General features: G+C 66.0%; 12 protein-coding genes. 5 read left to right on the forward strand and 7 right to left on the reverse strand.

Going from position 1 to position 16,270, the window contains the following annotated elements; all coding sequences use genetic code 11:
• Positions 1-59: 59 nt before the first annotated feature.
• Complete coding sequence (locus tag EYF70_RS20390; protein ID WP_131147054.1) at positions 60-1,121, forward strand: diguanylate cyclase domain-containing protein; 1,062 nt, start codon at positions 60-62, stop codon at positions 1,119-1,121.
• Here the strand turns inward: EYF70_RS20390 and murB are convergent.
• Positions 1,082-2,206, reverse strand: coding sequence for a UDP-N-acetylmuramate dehydrogenase (gene murB, locus EYF70_RS20395; RefSeq protein WP_131147055.1), 1,125 nt, complete (start codon positions 2,204-2,206; stop codon positions 1,082-1,084). The genes EYF70_RS20390 and murB overlap by 40 nt on opposite strands.
• Before the next feature lie 145 nt (positions 2,207-2,351).
• Between murB and EYF70_RS20400 the strand changes: the two genes are divergently transcribed.
• Positions 2,352-2,837, forward strand: a complete 486-nt coding sequence (locus EYF70_RS20400) for a YajQ family cyclic di-GMP-binding protein (protein WP_131147056.1) — start codon at positions 2,352-2,354, stop codon at positions 2,835-2,837.
• A gap of 33 nt (positions 2,838-2,870) precedes the next feature.
• A complete protein-coding gene (locus EYF70_RS20405) occupies positions 2,871-4,142 on the forward strand; it encodes a nitronate monooxygenase (RefSeq protein ID WP_131147057.1) in 1,272 nt (423 codons plus the stop codon).
• 136 nt (positions 4,143-4,278) lie between these two features.
• Here EYF70_RS20405 and EYF70_RS20410 read toward each other — a convergent pair whose 3' ends face one another.
• The gene (locus EYF70_RS20410) at positions 4,279-5,232 is read right to left on the reverse strand and encodes an IS1595 family transposase (RefSeq protein ID WP_229420473.1); all 954 of its coding nucleotides are present in this window, start codon (positions 5,230-5,232) and stop codon (positions 4,279-4,281) included.
• A gap of 200 nt (positions 5,233-5,432) precedes the next feature.
• Here EYF70_RS20410 and EYF70_RS20415 point away from each other — a divergent pair, with 200 nt between their 5' ends.
• A complete protein-coding gene (locus EYF70_RS20415) occupies positions 5,433-6,842 on the forward strand; it encodes a hypothetical protein (RefSeq protein WP_131147058.1) in 1,410 nt (469 codons plus the stop codon).
• A 21-nt stretch (positions 6,843-6,863) separates the two neighbouring features.
• Here EYF70_RS20415 and EYF70_RS20420 read toward each other — a convergent pair whose 3' ends face one another.
• The 4 genes from EYF70_RS20420 to EYF70_RS20435 all read right to left on the reverse strand — a co-directional run bounded on the left by EYF70_RS20420 (position 6,864) and on the right by EYF70_RS20435 (position 12,459).
• On the reverse strand, positions 6,864-8,315 hold the full coding sequence (locus EYF70_RS20420; protein WP_131147059.1) for a DUF3482 domain-containing protein: 1,452 nt from the start codon (positions 8,313-8,315) through the stop codon (positions 6,864-6,866).
• Positions 8,312-9,760, reverse strand: a complete 1,449-nt coding sequence (locus EYF70_RS20425; protein ID WP_131147060.1) for a DUF2868 domain-containing protein — start codon at positions 9,758-9,760, stop codon at positions 8,312-8,314. The genes EYF70_RS20420 and EYF70_RS20425 overlap by 4 nt, the downstream gene beginning before the upstream one ends.
• Positions 9,761-10,199: 439 nt before the next feature.
• On the reverse strand, positions 10,200-10,703 hold the full coding sequence (locus EYF70_RS20430) for a hypothetical protein (protein WP_229420474.1): 504 nt from the start codon (positions 10,701-10,703) through the stop codon (positions 10,200-10,202).
• A gap of 124 nt (positions 10,704-10,827) precedes the next feature.
• On the reverse strand, positions 10,828-12,459 hold the full coding sequence (locus EYF70_RS20435) for a hypothetical protein (protein WP_131147061.1): 1,632 nt from the start codon (positions 12,457-12,459) through the stop codon (positions 10,828-10,830).
• Between the two features lie 483 nt (positions 12,460-12,942).
• Here EYF70_RS20435 and EYF70_RS20440 point away from each other — a divergent pair, with 483 nt between their 5' ends.
• The gene (locus tag EYF70_RS20440) at positions 12,943-15,948 is read left to right on the forward strand and encodes a TonB-dependent receptor (RefSeq protein WP_131147062.1); all 3,006 of its coding nucleotides are present in this window, start codon (positions 12,943-12,945) and stop codon (positions 15,946-15,948) included.
• A gap of 42 nt (positions 15,949-15,990) precedes the next feature.
• Here EYF70_RS20440 and EYF70_RS20445 read toward each other — a convergent pair whose 3' ends face one another.
• Positions 15,991-16,260, reverse strand: a complete 270-nt coding sequence (locus EYF70_RS20445) for a hypothetical protein (RefSeq protein ID WP_165497533.1) — start codon at positions 16,258-16,260, stop codon at positions 15,991-15,993.
• Positions 16,261-16,270: the final 10 nt, after the last annotated feature.

A 16,270-nucleotide genomic window follows, 5' to 3' on the forward strand; every position in this document is an offset into this window, starting at 1 on the left:
AGCAAGCCCTGAACGCCGCCAGCGTTCAACCGTTGTCTTTACTTATTTAGGAATGCCCGATGTCCCAGGCCTCCACCGCTGGCGCGGAACCGGAATTTGCCCTCACCAATTTCAGGGTGCGCGTGCTGCTCGTCGATGACCAGTTGCTGGTCGTGGAAGCGGTGCGCCGCATGCTGGCCGACCAGGCCGACATCGAATTTCATTTCGTGACCGACCCGGCGACCGCCGTGGACTGCGCCAAGCGCCTGCAACCGACCGTGATCCTGCAAGACCTGGTGATGCCGGGCTGGGATGGCTTCGACCTGATCCAGCGCTACCGCGCCTGCCTGCAGCTCGAGCACGTGCCGGTGATCGTGCTGTCCTCCCGCGAAGAGGCCGCCTCGAAGGCGCATGGCTTCGCGGTCGGCGCCAACGACTACCTGGTGAAGCTGCCGGACCGGCTGGAACTGCTGGCCCGCGTGCGCTATCACTCGAGCGCCCATATCAGCCGCCTGCAGCGCGACGAAGCATTCCGCTTCCTGCGCGAGAGCCAGAAACACCTGGCCGAGGCCAATATCGAGTTGCAGAAGCTGGCCGCGCTGGACAGCCTGACCGGCATCGCCAACCGCCGCCGTTTCGATGAAATGCTGCACAGCGAATGGCAGCGCGGCCAGCGCGAACGGCGCCCGCTGTCGCTGCTGCTGTGCGATATCGACTGCTTCAAGATGTACAACGACACCTTCGGCCACCTGGCGGGCGACCTGTGCCTGAAGAAGGCGGCCGCCGTGATGACGGCCTGCCTGAAACGCCCGGCCGACCTGGCGGCCCGCTACGGCGGCGAGGAATTCGCGCTGGTGCTGCCCGATACGGATGCAGCGGGGGCACGCACCGTGGCGGAAGAATGCCTGCGCGCGCTGGCCGAACTGAACATCGAGAATCCCCAGGCGTCGCACCGCATCGTGACGATGTCGATCGGCGTGGCCACGCTGGTGCCGGCCGCCGGCAAGTCGCCGGCCGAACTGGTGGAGGGCGCCGACCGCGCGCTGTACGCCGCCAAGGATGGCGGGCGCAACCGTGCCACCAGCGCCGTCGCGCAGGCGGTTCAGACGAACACGGGTTCCGGTTCCAGCAACACGCCGTAGCGCGCCTGCACGTCGGCCTGGATGGCCCGGGCCAGGCGCTGCACGTCGGCCCCGCTGGCACCGCCATGGTTGACCAGTACCAGCGCCTGCTTCGGGTACACGCCGGCCGCACCCAGCTGTTTTCCCTTCCAGCCGCACTGGTCGATCAGCCAGCCCGCGGCCAGCTTCACGGTGCCATCCTCTTGCCGGTGGTGTACCAGCGCGGGGTGGCGCTCCAGCAGGGCGGCGCACTGTTCCGCGCCGACCACGGGATTCTTGAAGAAACTGCCGGCATTGCCGATCACGGCCGGGTCCGGCAGCTTGCGGCGCCGGATCGCAATGACCGCATCGGCCACCTGGCGCGGGGTGGGTTGCGCGCCGCCCTGCCCCGCCGCCGCGTTCGCCTGCTCATTGGCCACCGCATTGGCCACCGCATTGGCCGCTTCCTTGCCCCCCGCATCGGCCAGCTCATTGGCCAGCTCATTGGCCAGCTCATTGGCCAGCTCGGCATAGCGCAAATTCGGCCGCCACGCGCGCGGCAGCGCGAACGTGACATCGACGATGATCAGGCCGCGGCCGGCCTCGTGCTTGAAGATGCTGTCGCGGTAGGCGAAGCGGCAGGCCGGGCCATCCAGCGTGGCCAGCGCGCCGGTGGCGGGATCGAAGGCCGTGAGGCTGTGGAACACGTCTTTTGTTTCCAGGCCGTAGGCGCCGATGTTCTGGATCGGCGCGGCGCCCACGGTACCGGGAATCAGCGCCAGGTTTTCCAGGCCGCCGAAGCCCTGCGCCAGCGTCCATTCCACGAACGCGTGCCAGTTTTCGCCAGCCTGCGCGCGCACCAGCACGTGGTCCGCGGTTTCGCCGACGACCTCGCGCCCGCTGCTGGCCATGTGCAGTACCAGGCCATCGAAGTCGCCCGTCAGCAGCAGGTTGCTGCCGCCGCCCAGCACCAGCCGGGGCAGCGCGGCCAGGCGCGGCTCGCCGAGCAGCGCCGCCAGCTGGTCCGCCGCCGTGATGCGCACATAATGCCGGGCGCGCGCATCGATGCCGAAAGTGTTCAGGTGGCGCAGGGAAAAATCGTGCTGCAGGGTGGGTTCGGAATGCATGGGTGGCTGGCTCGGTTTCTCAAATCTTGCGCGATTATAGAGGGGCACGATAAAAACGATCGACCGTTCGCTGCGCGCGTCCGTTAAAATGTCGCAATCTTCGCGCGACGTAGTCGCGAGCAACAAAAATTCGAAAGGAAACATCATGCCATCGTTTGACGTCGTCTCCGAAGCGGACATGATCGAGGTACGCAATGCCGTCGACCAGTCCAACAAGGAGATCACCACCCGCTTCGACTTCAAGGGCAGCGACGCACGCGTGGAACAGAAGGAAAACGACCTGACCGCGTTCGCCGATTCCGATTTCCAGCTGAACCAGGTGAAGGACGTGCTGACCAACAAGCTGGCCAAGCGCAAGGTCGACGTGCGCTTCCTGGACGAAGGCAAGGTCGAGAAGATCGGCGGCGACAAGGTCAAGCAGGTGATCAAGGTGAAGAACGGCCTCGATACCGAAACGGCCAAGAAGATCACCAAGGTGATCAAGGAAGCCAAGATGAAGGTACAGGCCAGTATCCAGGGCGAATCGGTGCGCGTCACGGGCGCCAAGCGCGACGACCTGCAGGCCGCGATGGCGCTGCTGCGCAAGGAAGTGGCCGATACGCCGCTCGAGTTCAACAACTTCCGCGATTGACGCGGCGCCTGCCGGCAGTCCCTGAGGAAAGCAATGAAACGTGTCGATGATTTTCGCCTGCGGTTCGGCGACAAAGAGTATGTACCCATCATGATCGGCGGCATGGGCGTGGACATTTCCACGGCCGGGCTGGCGCTGGAGGCTGCCCGCCTGGGCGGCATCGGTCATATTTCCGATGCGATGGTCGAAGACGTTTCCGACCGCCGCTTCGATACCAGCTTCGTCAAGGAAAAGACCAAGCTGTACAAGTTCAACATCAATAACATGGACAAGGCGGTGGTGCAGTTCGACCTGGAACGCCTGGCCGAAGCGCAGCGCCTGCACATCGGCAGGACCATGGAAGCGAAGAAGGGTCCCGGCCTGATCTTTGTGAACTGCATGGAAAAGCTGACGATGAACGGGCCGCGCGAAACGCTGCGCGTGCGCCTGAACGCGGCGCTGGACGCCGGCATCGATGGCATCACGCTGTCCGCCGGCCTGCACTTCAATTCGTTCGGCCTGATGGCGGATCACCCGCGCTTCCGCGAAGCCAAGCTGGGCATCATCGTATCGTCGGTGCGCGCGCTGCAGATCTTCCTGCGCAAGAACGCCAAACTGGACCGCCTGCCCGATTTCGTCATCGTCGAAGGCCCGCTGGCCGGCGGCCACCTCGGCTTCGGCCTGGAAGACTGGCAGGACTACGACCTGCACACCATCACCGCCGAGGTGCTGGCGTACCTGAAGGGCGAGAACCTGGAGATCCCCGTGATCGCCGCCGGCGGCATCTTCACCGGCAGCGACGCCGTGTCGTTCCTCGAGATGGGCGCGGCCGGCGTGCAGGTGGCCACGCGCTTCACCATCACCAAGGAATGCGGCCTGCCGGACAAGGTGAAGCAGGAATACGCCAAGGCTTCCGAGGAAGACGTGATCGTCAACGGCGTCTCCCCTACCGGCTACCCGATGCGCATGCTGCGCAACACGCCGGCGATCGGCGCCAACACGCGCCCGGGCTGCGAATCCTACGGCTATCTGCTGGACGCCAACGGCAACTGCTCGTACATCAATTCGTACAACCGCGAAGTGATGGCCAACGGCGGCAGCGACAAGGGCGTGAAGGTGATGGACAAGACCTGCCTGTGCACGCACATGCGCAACTTCAATTGCTGGACTTGCGGCCACTACACGTACCGGCTGAAGGACACCACGCACAAGCTGGCCAATGGCGACTACCAGCTGCTCACCGCCGAACACGTGTTCCGCGACTACCAGTTCAGCACCGACAACGCCATCGCGCTGCCGGAACGCGAGGAAGCCCAGGCGGCGTAAGCTGTTTTTCCCGCTGGTCGAGACGGCGCGGTCCGCGAGGTCCGCGCCGTTTCAGTTGGCGCTGTTCGCGTTGGATGGCATTGCCGTTGAGCACGGAACTTTCTTGCATGCCGAGCGCGACAAAGAGCCAACGATCCTAGGTTGGCGCCACAGCAATGTGCAACCATTGCCGCGGTGTCGTCAGCACGTCGGCATCGAGCACACATCGCCAGCCGGTGTAATTTTCCAGGTAGCGGCTGGCAACACCATTGAATCGCCGCAGCCAGGTCTTGAAGCGGCCATGCCATCCATTGACACCCTGGATATGGAGTGCGCCGCGTGCACGGATGCCGGCACGCACGTTGATCGCTTCGTGCGTGATGCCGGCCTGCTTCGCAAATGCCTGGTACGCCTTGGCGGCATCGGTCACGAGCAGCACGTCGGGCGCCAGCACAGGCTTCAGGTGTTTCACCAGCTGGCTGGCGCTCACCGGGCCGCGACCCGTGACGAAGTCACAGGTTTGCCGGTTGCGGTCGCGGGCAACGAGGATGCAGTCCAGCTCGTTGCTGATGCCGCGCCGGCTGGCTTTGCCGCCGCGTTTGCGGGGCGGACGGTCCAGGTGGCGCGAGCCTTTTTGTGATTCCAGAAGGTAGGTCTCGTCGGCCTCAACGATGCCAGACAACTGCGGACGGGGCGCCCGGAGCAACGCGGCGATAAACCGGTGACGCCATCGAAAGCTGGTCGACTTGGCCACCGCGACGCGCATGGCTGCAGACCGCACGGGAGTCGACTCGATCAGGCATTGCAGGTATTGCAGCCACTTGTCGCGCAGGCGCAGACGGGCAAGCGGTGTGCCGGTCAGGGCATTGAAGCTGCGCCGGCATGTTACGCAGCGATAGCGCTGCAAGCCACTGGCCTGTCCGCAACGGTGAGACTTCTCGCAGCCGCAATGGGGACATTGCGGTTTTCCGGCGGCTTCCTCGATCAGGCGAAGGCACTGCCCTGGTTGCTCGACGCTGGCCACGAAGCGCTGCAGCAACGCGACCTGGTCTTCTGAAAGCTGTCGCTGGATCAACGCTTCGATCAATACCTGAACATCCGCTGCGCCCATGTCGCCTCCTGATATACATGAAGTATCTCAACATGAGATAAGACAATGATTCCGACGGGAAGTTCCCCCAACTAGCGCGAACAGCGCCTTTCAGTTCTTACGTCCTGTAACAAGCTGGCGGACAAATCGCGACACTTCGCGGTAATTTTCACGACACTCGCTGCCTAGAATGGGCTGTTCCATCACGACAGGAACACTCCATGCTCCCTCCCCTCCCGCGCCGGCGCGCCATGTTGTCCATGTTCGCCGTGGCGCTGCTGGCCGCGTGCGGCGGCGGTTCTTCCGAACCCGGGCCGCGCCAGGGCGATCAACCGCCGCCGCCTCCACCACCGCCCCCACCGCCACCCGTGCCGGTGCAGTACGCACTCTCCGGCGCTGCCATCGTCAAGGTCCGTGCGGCCGGTGGCGCGTGGGCGGCGCTGGCCGAAACCCAGAAGGTGGAAACGCAGACCCGGCCTGAACGCCGCCTGCTGTTCGCCCAGGGCTCGGGCACGCCGGCCACCTATACGCCGCCGGCCGGCTGGTCGCTGCTCGACTTCACCCAGCACCCTTCGCTGGAGGTGTCGGCGATCCTGGGCACCGATACCGAAGCGCGCCTGCTGCGCTTCGACAGCCGCGGCACCCTGCTGCGCGAGCAGGCGTTCGCCGACCCCGCGGTGCGGCACGATGCGTACATGGACGACCCGATCTACGTGCGCGATCCGGACGCGATGCTGCCTTACGTGACACGCGACGCGGCACGCCTGGCATCGCTCGGCGAAGAGGCCGTGCTCGCGCTGCGCACCGGCAAGGACGCGGTAGTGGCCTACCGGTTCGGCTACGGCCCGGCCGGCTTCACCCAGCGCTGGCGCACGCTGGTGGAACCGGGCGTGCAGCTCGGCCTGAGCGCGATCATTGGCGGCGGCTTCGATCCGTTCCAGTCGCTGTCCAATCCGGCCCATGTCCGGCTGGACGTGAGCGCGACCGGGCGCATCGCCATCGCGGTACAGAGCGACCGGAGCAACCTGATCGACGGCCACGCGCGCCACTTCCATGAAACGCTGCCGGCCGGGATGGCGTATGGCCTGTTCGTCACCGAACTCGATGCGGCGGGCACGCGCCTCGGCACGCGCGTGGTGCCGATGGCGGTGCGCCCGGAAGTGCACGGCGTGCGCTGGGTCGGCGACACGGTGGCGGTGACCGGCCGGCAGCGCACGTCGACGCCGGCCGACCATGCCGGCTGGGATGCATATGTCGCCTTGCTCGAGCCCGGCCAGGCACCGCGCGTACAACTGGTCGACGTGGACCGCTGCGACATCGTGTTCGACCTGCTGCCGCTGGCGGACGGACGCATGCTGGCGGCAGGCACCACGGGTTATACGCAGAATCCGGGCGGCGCGAGCATTTCGGAAACGTCGCAGCCGCTGCTGGCCGTGCTCGATGCGAATGGCGCCGTGCAGCAGCGCCTGCCCTTCACCGCGGGCGCCCGCCAGAACCAGGTGCGCTCGCTGGCGGCGTGGAACGGCGGCTGGCTGGCCGGCGGCCTGGTCAACGGCCCCGGCACCCACTCGGGCGATGGCGATCCGGCGCTGATCTTCGCCGATGGCTACGTGCGCGAAGGGAAGCTGTAGCGGCGCGGGAGGCCGGGCGGTTCAGCCCGAAACCGGCGCGCCGGGATACAGGCGCGCCAGCACCTGCCGGGCGATCGCGACCAGCAATGCCGTGGCAGCGGTGATGTCCGGCTCCTCCTGTTCGCGCAGGGCACGCCACAGGCCGGCCACCTCGCTCTCGCGCAGCGCCACGGCCTGTTCCACCTCGTCCTGCCAGAACGCCGGCGCCTCGCTTTCGACGAAGTTGCCGCGCCCGCGCCCGAAGTGCGCCACGGCCAGGTAGCGCAGCACGTTGGTGACCAGCAGCGTGCGCAGGAAGTCGTCGGACAGCGCGATCGATGGCGTGTTGCGGTCGGTGCCGGCATTGAAGCCCCAGGCGGCGCCGGCGAACGTGAGCGCGCCGATCACGCCGCCCAGCAGCGCGCCCGTGCCCAGCGTGAGGCCGCCGGCGGCCAGGTCGGCGGACAGGCCGGTCGCGGCGCCGGACACGATCGCCCCCAGCAGCGCGGCCTGGCCCTTTTCGACGGGCGCCTTGACGACGAAGTTGTTGCTGACGCGGGCATTGATCGTGGTGGCCGCGCTGGCATCGAGCCGGTGCAGCGACAGCAGGCCCACGGTGGCCTGGCCGATGCCCAGGTTGAGGCGCGCCACCAGCGTGTTCATGGCCCGTTCCTGCCGCTTGCGGTCATCGCCCTTGCCGATGCCGACCAGCTTGAGGGCGGAACCGAGCATGCTCTTGTCGGCCGTTTCGACCAGCTGGCGGTCGCGCGCCGCATCGTGCAGCTGCTGCGCGAGCACGGCCATCGACTGGTGGAAGCGCTGCGCATTCTGCGCTTCCCAGGCGGCCAGCAGGCGGCCGTGCGCGGGCCGCTTCTCCTCCGGCACGAGCCGGCCCAGCGCTTCGTAGAACACGTGCTCGTGCACCCAGCAGCGGGCAAACGCATCGAGCGCCAGCACATCGCGCACCGCGCCGTACTGGCGCATGTGCTCGCGCCAGCGCAGCTGTTCGGCCGCCTCTTCCGGTGCCGGCCGCGGTGGCCCCATCTGGTTGAGCAAGACCAGCACCGGCTTGTCCAGCCACTCGAGGATGCGCATTTCCGATGGCAGGTAGCCGGCATCCTCGGGCCGCTCGGCGGAGTTGACCAGGTACAGCACGATGTCGGCGTCGTCGCGCGCGGCGCGCAGCGCCTGCTGGCTGAGCCAGAACGGCCGGTCCCGGTAGCGGTCGATCACTTCGCGCAGGAACCAGCCGATCGGGTTGCCGGCCATCGCCAGGCGCTTCATCAGCCGCACCGAGTCGCCGAAGCCGGGCGTATCCCACAGCACCAGGCGATCGCCTCCTTCGGTGGCCTGCAGGGTGTGCGCTTCGTTCAGCACCGTCACATGCGCCGCATCGCGCACTTCGCCCACGTCCATGCCCAGCAGCGTACGGGCCAGCGTGGTCTTGCCATTGTTCGTATGCGAGATCAGGGCCAGCTGGATCGTCGTGCTCATGCGCCCTCCCCCTTGGCCGGCGCCGGCGGCGCAAGCAGGTTGACGATGGTGGGCTCGGCGCCGTGGAACACGCAGAACTCGCGCCACAGTTCCACCCGGTCGCGCACGCGTTGCGGATCGGGCGTGCGGCTGCTGAAGGCGGATTCGTCGAGCAGCACGACGACCCGCTGCGCCAGCGTCCCCGCGGCCTGGGCGATGAACGCCCCATGGGCTTCCTTCTCGGGCGTGGCGGCCAGGCTGAACAGCAGGGCCGTCGACGTGACGCCGGGATCGCGGGGGTGATCGATAGTGCGCAGGATGGCCGCGGGGTCGGCACCGTAGGCAACCGGTGGCAGCAGGCGCACGCGGGCGCGCTCGCCCAGCAGCTGCGCCGCCACCGCTTCCAGGCCGCGGCTGCGCGCTTCGTCCACCGTGAAGCTGTAAGGCAGCACGCGCAGCATGCCCGCCTCGCCGCCGGCGGCATCGTTCAACTGGCGGAAATAGGGCTGGTCGAGATCGAGCGGGAAGCGGCGCTTCAGCATCGCCGCCCTGGCGGCCGCGAACCCGGCAAACACGAGACGGGGCAGGACGACCAGCAGCAGCAAGGTCGCGGCATACAGGTGCACCCAGCGGGCGCCATCCACCGCCGCGGCAGGCCTGCCCGCCGCGAAATGCAGCGCCTGCACATCGGCCAGCGTGAAACCCTGCAGGCCGAACACGGTGATCGCCGGCCAGAACAGGATCGCCAGCACGTCATGGACCTGTGCGGCGTTCAGGAACGTGCTTTCCCAGCCGGCGCCGTATTGCGACAGCATGCCGCGCGCATACAGCGATGCCAGCGCCCCCACGGCGAACAGCGCGGCGGAGAGGTGCATCGTGCGCGACAGGCGCGCTCCGTTCAGGCGCGCGCTCAGCAGCGCCCAGTCGGCCATGAACGCGTACAGGCCGGACGACAGCGCGTGGGGCATCTTGCGCGGCATCGCGCCCTTGCCCACCGACAGGTGGCGAATCCATGCGGCACGCACGCGCGTGGTACCGGCCTTTGGTATGCACAGCCACACCAGCATCACCAGGTACACGAGCAGGTTCCAGCCGACGATCGCCAGCAGCGGTGCGGACAGCAGGTCGACCCGGTGCGGATCGGTGATCCGGTCCAGCGCTCCGCCGAGCACCAGGGCCAGCAAGGGCAGCAGCCAGGCGGTGGCGTGCAGGCCGGGCGCGCGCTTCGCGAACGCGGCGAACGCCGGATGGCGCTGGGACAGCTTCTTGATGACCTGTTCGGAACGCTGCTGCAGGAAATGCTCGGAGGTGGCCGGTCCTTTGGTTTCCGACGCCTGCCACTGGGCCAGTTCGCGGGCGGTGCGGTTGGCATAGCGGCGATCGTCGTCGCTGAGGATTTCGCGCTTCTGGTCGGTGGTCTCGATCGCGCGCACCAGGACCACGCTGCGAGCCAGCTCTTCGTTCATGGGCTTCCTCTATTGTTGAATCCGGATTGTAACGCTCCGGGCGCGCGGCAACCGTTCAGGTACCCGCAGGCGCTTGAACGCGAAGAAATCTTAGCCGCTTTGACGCGGCGATGGGATCCTGTCTGCTCTGGATGGCGGCGCCATGGGCAGGACGCTGGCGCCGGTCTGCGAGGACGGTGGCGATGGTGCGCGCGTCAGGCGGCCGCCATCGTTACTGGCCGTCATCGTTATTGGCCGCCATCGTTATTGGCCGCCATCGTTATTGGGCGTCATCGTTACTGCTTTGCGCCGCATGCGCCGGGCGTGGCGGGGCCCGGCCAGGTCTGCCGACCGGGGCCGGGCTGGAGCGGACCATGCGCGGCGTAGTACTGGCACAGATTCACTGGCACAGGTTCGGCCGATGGGCCGGTGCCAGCGCACACCGCGCACGGGGCCCTGGTCAGCGCTGCTGGATCTTGTCGGTCGGGCGGCTGCCGGCGTCGGATGGCGCCTCGCCCGGATTGCCCTGGCGCTGCTGGTTGTTGGCATCGCCGGCTTGCCGGTTGCCGGAAGGGCCGGTCGGCGATTCCTGCGAACCGGCCCGCTGTTTCTGTTCCAGGCCGCCATGGCCGGACTGGCGCGGTGCCGCTGCGCGGTCTTCATCGGCCCGGGCTTCCTCGCGCATGGCTTTCTGGCGGGCACTCCAGCCGGCCTGCTGGGCGCCCTCGCCGCCCCGGCTGCTGCCAACTTCCTCGTCGGGCATGCCCTGCATCGAACCGCGCATTTCCCCACGACTGCGAAGCGACGTGCCCTGCTGCTCTTCCGATGCGGACTGCACGTTTGCGCCGCCCTGCGCGACCGCGCCGGGGGCCACGCCCTGCATGCTGCCTTCGGCAACGGTGTTCTGGTCCTTGGTGGTTTGCGAGCGGACGCGTTTATCGTCCGGACTGCCTTTTTTCGACATGATGTCCTCCTCCTGTGGCGACGCCAGCGGGGCGTCAACAGGGCGATCATGCGCCCGCGGCATGCATGGCTGTATCGGCGCAGCCTGTGCGGGCTTGTAGGACATGCCTTACCTGGGAGAAGACTCAGTGCACCAGCTCTTCCGGCCGTGAAACGGATCGCTTGCCGGCGGCCCTGGCTTTCCTGCGCCGCCAGAGGTAGAAGGCCAACGCCCCCAGGAGGGCGCCGCCGATGCCGGCCACCGGCAGCGGAACAGGCGCCGGCTCGCGCTCCAGCACGGTGGAAGGATCGCGCAGCGCCGCCGGGAAAGGCCGCGCCGCCACCGGCACGATCTTCCAGTCGGCCTGGTTTTCCGGCACCCGCGCGCGGAATTCATCGAACGAGAACACCGGTGCCGAACCTGTCACGCGGCTCGACGGCACCTGCGGAATGCGCACCAGGAAGATGGCTTCCACATCGTCGCGAAGCTTCTGTTCATAGGCGGTCAAGGTGCGGCTGCTCCCCTTGGCGCCGACGATTTCCAGCAGGTCCAGCCCGGCGGCTTCGAACGTCACCGCCGGTAGCAGCCGGGTCTGCTCTTCATTCAGGTAGTCGTAGATCTTGCGGCCGCCCTGCAGGCTGCGATCCTTGGCGGCAATGAAGGCATACGCGGCCAGCGATTTCAATGGCGCGGTCGGGCCGCGCCCGGGAATATGCCAGCCGAGCGAATCGAATACGTCGACACTGATGCCGGCGCAATTCGCGCTGGCGTGGCGATACTGGAAATCGTGCCGGTAAAGCTGGTTGAACACGCGTTGCACGCCCCCCTGGAATGCCACCGCGGTGCGCTCGTTATTCAATACCGCGACCAGCATATAAGACGGGCGATAGTATTGCTGGCCGCTATTCAAGTCCATCAGGTAGTTATCCATCGGGACGGTCGCCGCCACGATGCCTTTTTCGCTGACCGAATCCAGGTTGTAGAAGTTATTGACGGCCCAGTCGGCCCATTGCCCCTTGTCGCCAATGCGGCCGGTGGCAATGGCGAAATGCCCGCCCAGCGATTCATCGTCGTCGCCCTGGGCGCCATTCAGCACGAATCCCAATACCGGCTTTTGCCGCCAGTCGCGCTGCTGGCCGGGATGCCGCTCCCACAACAGGCGTGTTTCGATCCCGCCGCCCTCCTTCACTGGCGCCCGTACGAATGCCTCCAGGTCGGATGGCTTTTGCAGCGGCGCGCTTTGCAGCCGGGCCGGCTGGAAAGCGAAATCGCCGGGCCAGATGGTACGGGCGACAAACACCTGTTGCGTGCCTACGTTGCGGAACGTGCCGCGCATCCGCACTTCACGCCCGGCAAACCAGGCGGCGGTCTTGTCGTCGGCATACGAGAGATTGGTGGCGAGTTTCGGCACCAGCTCGATGTCGAGTTCGCTGCCGGCGGCGGTGCGGACACGCCGGGCGCCAGGCTGCATGACCGCGCCCTCCAGGATGCTCGGGGCACCGATCCACACGAGGGAGGGATGGGCCAGCTTCCCCGCCTGTGCGCCGGCGGCCCATGCGGCGACATCGCTGCGCCTGTCGGCTCCCGCGGTAAAACCCGATACCGCCATGCCCGGTCGGGGTACGGCAATCCATTCATTTTCGAAGTACCACAGGCCTTGTTTCGGCACCGTGCAATCGCCGCACTTCCCGGTATCGAGACGCAGCCCGTCGGCCGATAGCAAGCCGATGGATTCCCGTTCCAGTGCGCCTTTCAAGCCGGCGGGCGATGTATTCACGGAAGTTTCCGCGGCAGTGGCAAACATGGCAAACGCAGCTGCGATCGCAGCAAAAAGAATTTTGGGCATGCTGGTCTCGCTCTGGTAAAGAGGCGAGCTTACCAAGAGCATTTTCCCGAAAAATTGATATTGTGCATTGTTTCCCGCTTCTTTCCCGCTTCTTTCCGCCTTCTTTCCCGCTTCTTTCCCGCCGGCTTTCCAATATTTGACTGGAATACAACAGTTGGACGTGTCCGTGTTTTTCTATTTAGTGAATTTCGCTAAACACGCGGGGTCCGCTGGCACCGGTGTTGACGCCCGCCGCGGTTTTGATAAGACTCGATTGTACCTAATAAATTTTGGACATCACCTTTCGGCAGGCGGCGCGATATTGGCGGTCATCGCACTGCCGGCTTGAAAAGGGATGTACCGGAAAAACGGCTGATCCACATCCGGACTGTCAAGGCGCGTGGACAGCGCCCCGTACCCCAACTGGAGACAATAATGAAAACCATCGAGAAAACCGCGATCGCCGTGGCTGCGGCGCAATTCGCCATGCTTTGCTGCGCCCCTGCCGCGGGCCAGGAAGCCGCGGCCGGCACTGAAACGGCCACGGTCGTCGTCACCGGGCAGCGCGCCGCCCTGCAATCGGCACAGAAAATCAAGCAGGATGCCGACGAGATCGTCGACTCGATTGTCGCCGACGATATCGGCAAGCTGCCGGACCGCTCGGTGACCGAAGTGCTGCAGCGGGTGGTCGGAGTGACGATGGACCGGGCCATGCAGGGCGATCCGCAGCGCTTCGCCATCGAAGGTTCGGCCATCGCCATCCGGGGCCTGACCTATGTGCGTTCCGAGCTGAACGGACGCGAGTCGTTCTCGGCCAATGGCGGCCGCTCGCTCAATTTCGAGGATGTGCCGCCCGAGCTGATGGCCGGTGTCGATGTCTACAAGAATCCCTCGGCCGAGCAGATCGAAGGCGGCATCAGCGGCCTGGTCAACCTGCGCACCGCGATGCCGTTCGACCAGGCGGGCTTCCGGGGCGCGGTGTCGGTACAGGCCACGCATTCGCGGCTGTATGGCGGCAAGGCGCAGCCTTCCTACTCGCTCCTGCTGTCGAACCGCTGGAAGACCGGGCTGGGCGAATTCGGCGCACTGGTCGACCTGGCCCACTCGAAGAGCAATACGCGCACCGACAATTTCGTCATCGATCCGCTGTATCCGCATGACGAGATCGAGCCTGGCCGCACGGTCTGGGTACCGAAGGCGGCGATGTGGCGCTCGATGGAATACCAGCGCGAACGCAAGGGCAAGTACGCGGCCTTCCAGTGGCGTCCGAATCGACAGCTGAGCACTTCGCTGACCTACTTCCGCTCGGATTACGAGATGACGTGGTCGGAAGCGGCGATGCTGATGCAGCACACCACGCCCTTCGATATCAAGGTGGCCAACGGCGTGTACGACGCGGCCGGCGCATTCGTCAGCGGCATCCTGTCCGACCCGAAGGCCGGCGGCATCAACGTCAACCCCGACCGCCAGGTGTACGACCGCAACTCCGACACCACCGATATCGCCTTCAATGCGCAATGGCGCGTCAGCCCGGCGTGGACCATCGAGGCGGACGTCCAGCGCGTGCGCGCCAATACCGCCGGATTCGCCTCCGATGTCGCCACCGGCGTGCAGCTGCCATCGCAGCATCTCGACCTCAGCGGCAAGCTGCCGGTCATCCACTTTACCGATGACGACCGCAAGTACCTGGCGAATCCGGCCAATTACTACTGGGCCTACACGATGGAGCACCTCGACCGCTCACATGGCGAGAACGATGCGCTCAAGCTCGACGCGGTGCACACCTTCGACCACCCTGTACTGCGCGACGTGCGCTTCGGCGTGCGTGCCGCCGAGCGCGAGTCGCGCACCCAGGACACCGGATATCACTGGGAAGGCGTTACACAGCCGTGGATGGTGGGCTGGCAGATCCCGCATGTGGCGCGCCTCAACGATCCACGCTTCGCCGCGCCTTACAGCGTGAACAGCTATCCGAACTTCTTCCTTGGCGATGCCACGGTCCCCGGCGTCATCTTCCCGGATACCAGCCTGGCGCGCGGCTTTCCCGGCACCTACCAGAAACTGCATGATTTCCACCAGATCCTGTGCGAGGAACAGCGGATCGCGCAGGGCTGGGGCGGATGTGCGCCATGGCAGGGCAAGTCGCTCACCGACAAGCCCGAAGATACCAACCTCGTCACCGAAAAGACCAAGAGCTTCTACACGCAGCTGCGCTTCGGTTTCGATCAATGGCGCTTCCCGGTCGATGGCAGTCTCGGCGTGCGCTATGTGAAAACCGATCTCAAGGCCAGCGGCTATACGGTCTTCACGCCGTCGGTGCCGTCCGGATCGGATGGCGGTCCGGTGACCGGCGTACCGATTCCGGATATCCCCGCTTACGCCGCGCACCAGAACTATGAAAATTCCTACAGCAAGTTATTGCCGACGCTGAACCTGCGCCTGAAAGCCAGCGACAAGCTGCAGTTCCGCCTGGCGCTGGGCAGGGCCATGGCGCGCCCGGACTTCAGCAAGATGCAGGGCCGGACCACGCTGACGCAGAACATCACGAGTACGACCGATGCGGAGACGGGCGTGGTGCGGGTGACCAATGTCGACCTGTCCGGTACGGCCAGCGGCAACCCGATGCTGCGCCCCACCACCGCCAACCAGATCGACGTGACGGCCGAGTATTATTTCGCGCCCGGCAATTCCATCACCCTCGCGGTCTTCAACAAGCGGCTCAAGGATATCGTGGTCGACCAGATGTCGACCTACAACCTGCCGGACGCCAGCGGGAAGATGCATGCCTTCGGGGTCACGTCACCGGTCAACGGCGCCAAGGGAACGGCACGCGGATTCGAGATCGCCTATCAGCAGTATTTCGATTTCCTGCCGGCCTGGGCCAGGGGGCTCGGCGTGCAGAGCAGCTTCACGTTCGTCGACAGCAAGCGCAAGCTGTACAACCCCGTCTTCAGCGCATGGTGCCAGGGCAGCGACAGCGTCTCGAACCTGAACATGTACATCAACGGCTGCGATACGGATGCCCGCTCGTTCGGCAACCTGCCGTTGACCGGGCTGTCGCGCCGGACCGTCAACCTGGCCCTGATGTTCGACCAGGGTCCGGTATCGGCCCGGCTGGCCTACAACTGGCGCTCGCGCAGCCTGCAAGGGCTGTCGGTGTATGGCGCACGAGGCTTCGATGCGAAAGACACCAATCCGGCCAGCAGCACCTTCGGTGCCACCAATCTGGGCTGGGGCCTGCCGCTGTGGTCGGCAGGGTATGGCCAGCTCGACGGCTCGTTCTTCTACAAGCTGACCGACAACCTCTCTCTGGGGATCGAGGCGCAGAACCTGACCAATACGATCTTCAAGCAGGAAGTCACGCAGCATGTGGGCCAGCAGCGGCACGCGTGGTTCGTCACGGGTCCGCGATACACGGCCCAGATGCGGTACAGCTTCTAGCGATTCCGGTACCGGCCACCCGCAGGTGGCCGGCTCCCCGGATCAGCGCTTCCTGATTGCCAGCCGATCGGTGCCGGCATCGACGATGTCGAACGGCGCCGCCGGTTGTGGCGCTTTCATGCGGTCATCCGGGCCGGGCATGCCGGCACTGGCGCGCCCGGCCGGATCGAAGACCAGGGTTTCCCTCCCCCGCCGGCTGGGCGGGAAAGGAAACGTATCGCGCGGGCGGTACACCTGAATCTCCCCCTCGTCCTCCTCGAACGAGTGGGCCCAGGTGATGGCCGCCTGTGGACCGGACGGTTGCGGTGCCATCGCTGCTCCG

This window comes from Pseudoduganella albidiflava, assembly GCF_004322755.1.
Lineage (GTDB): Bacteria > Pseudomonadota > Gammaproteobacteria > Burkholderiales > Burkholderiaceae_D > Rugamonas > Rugamonas albidiflava.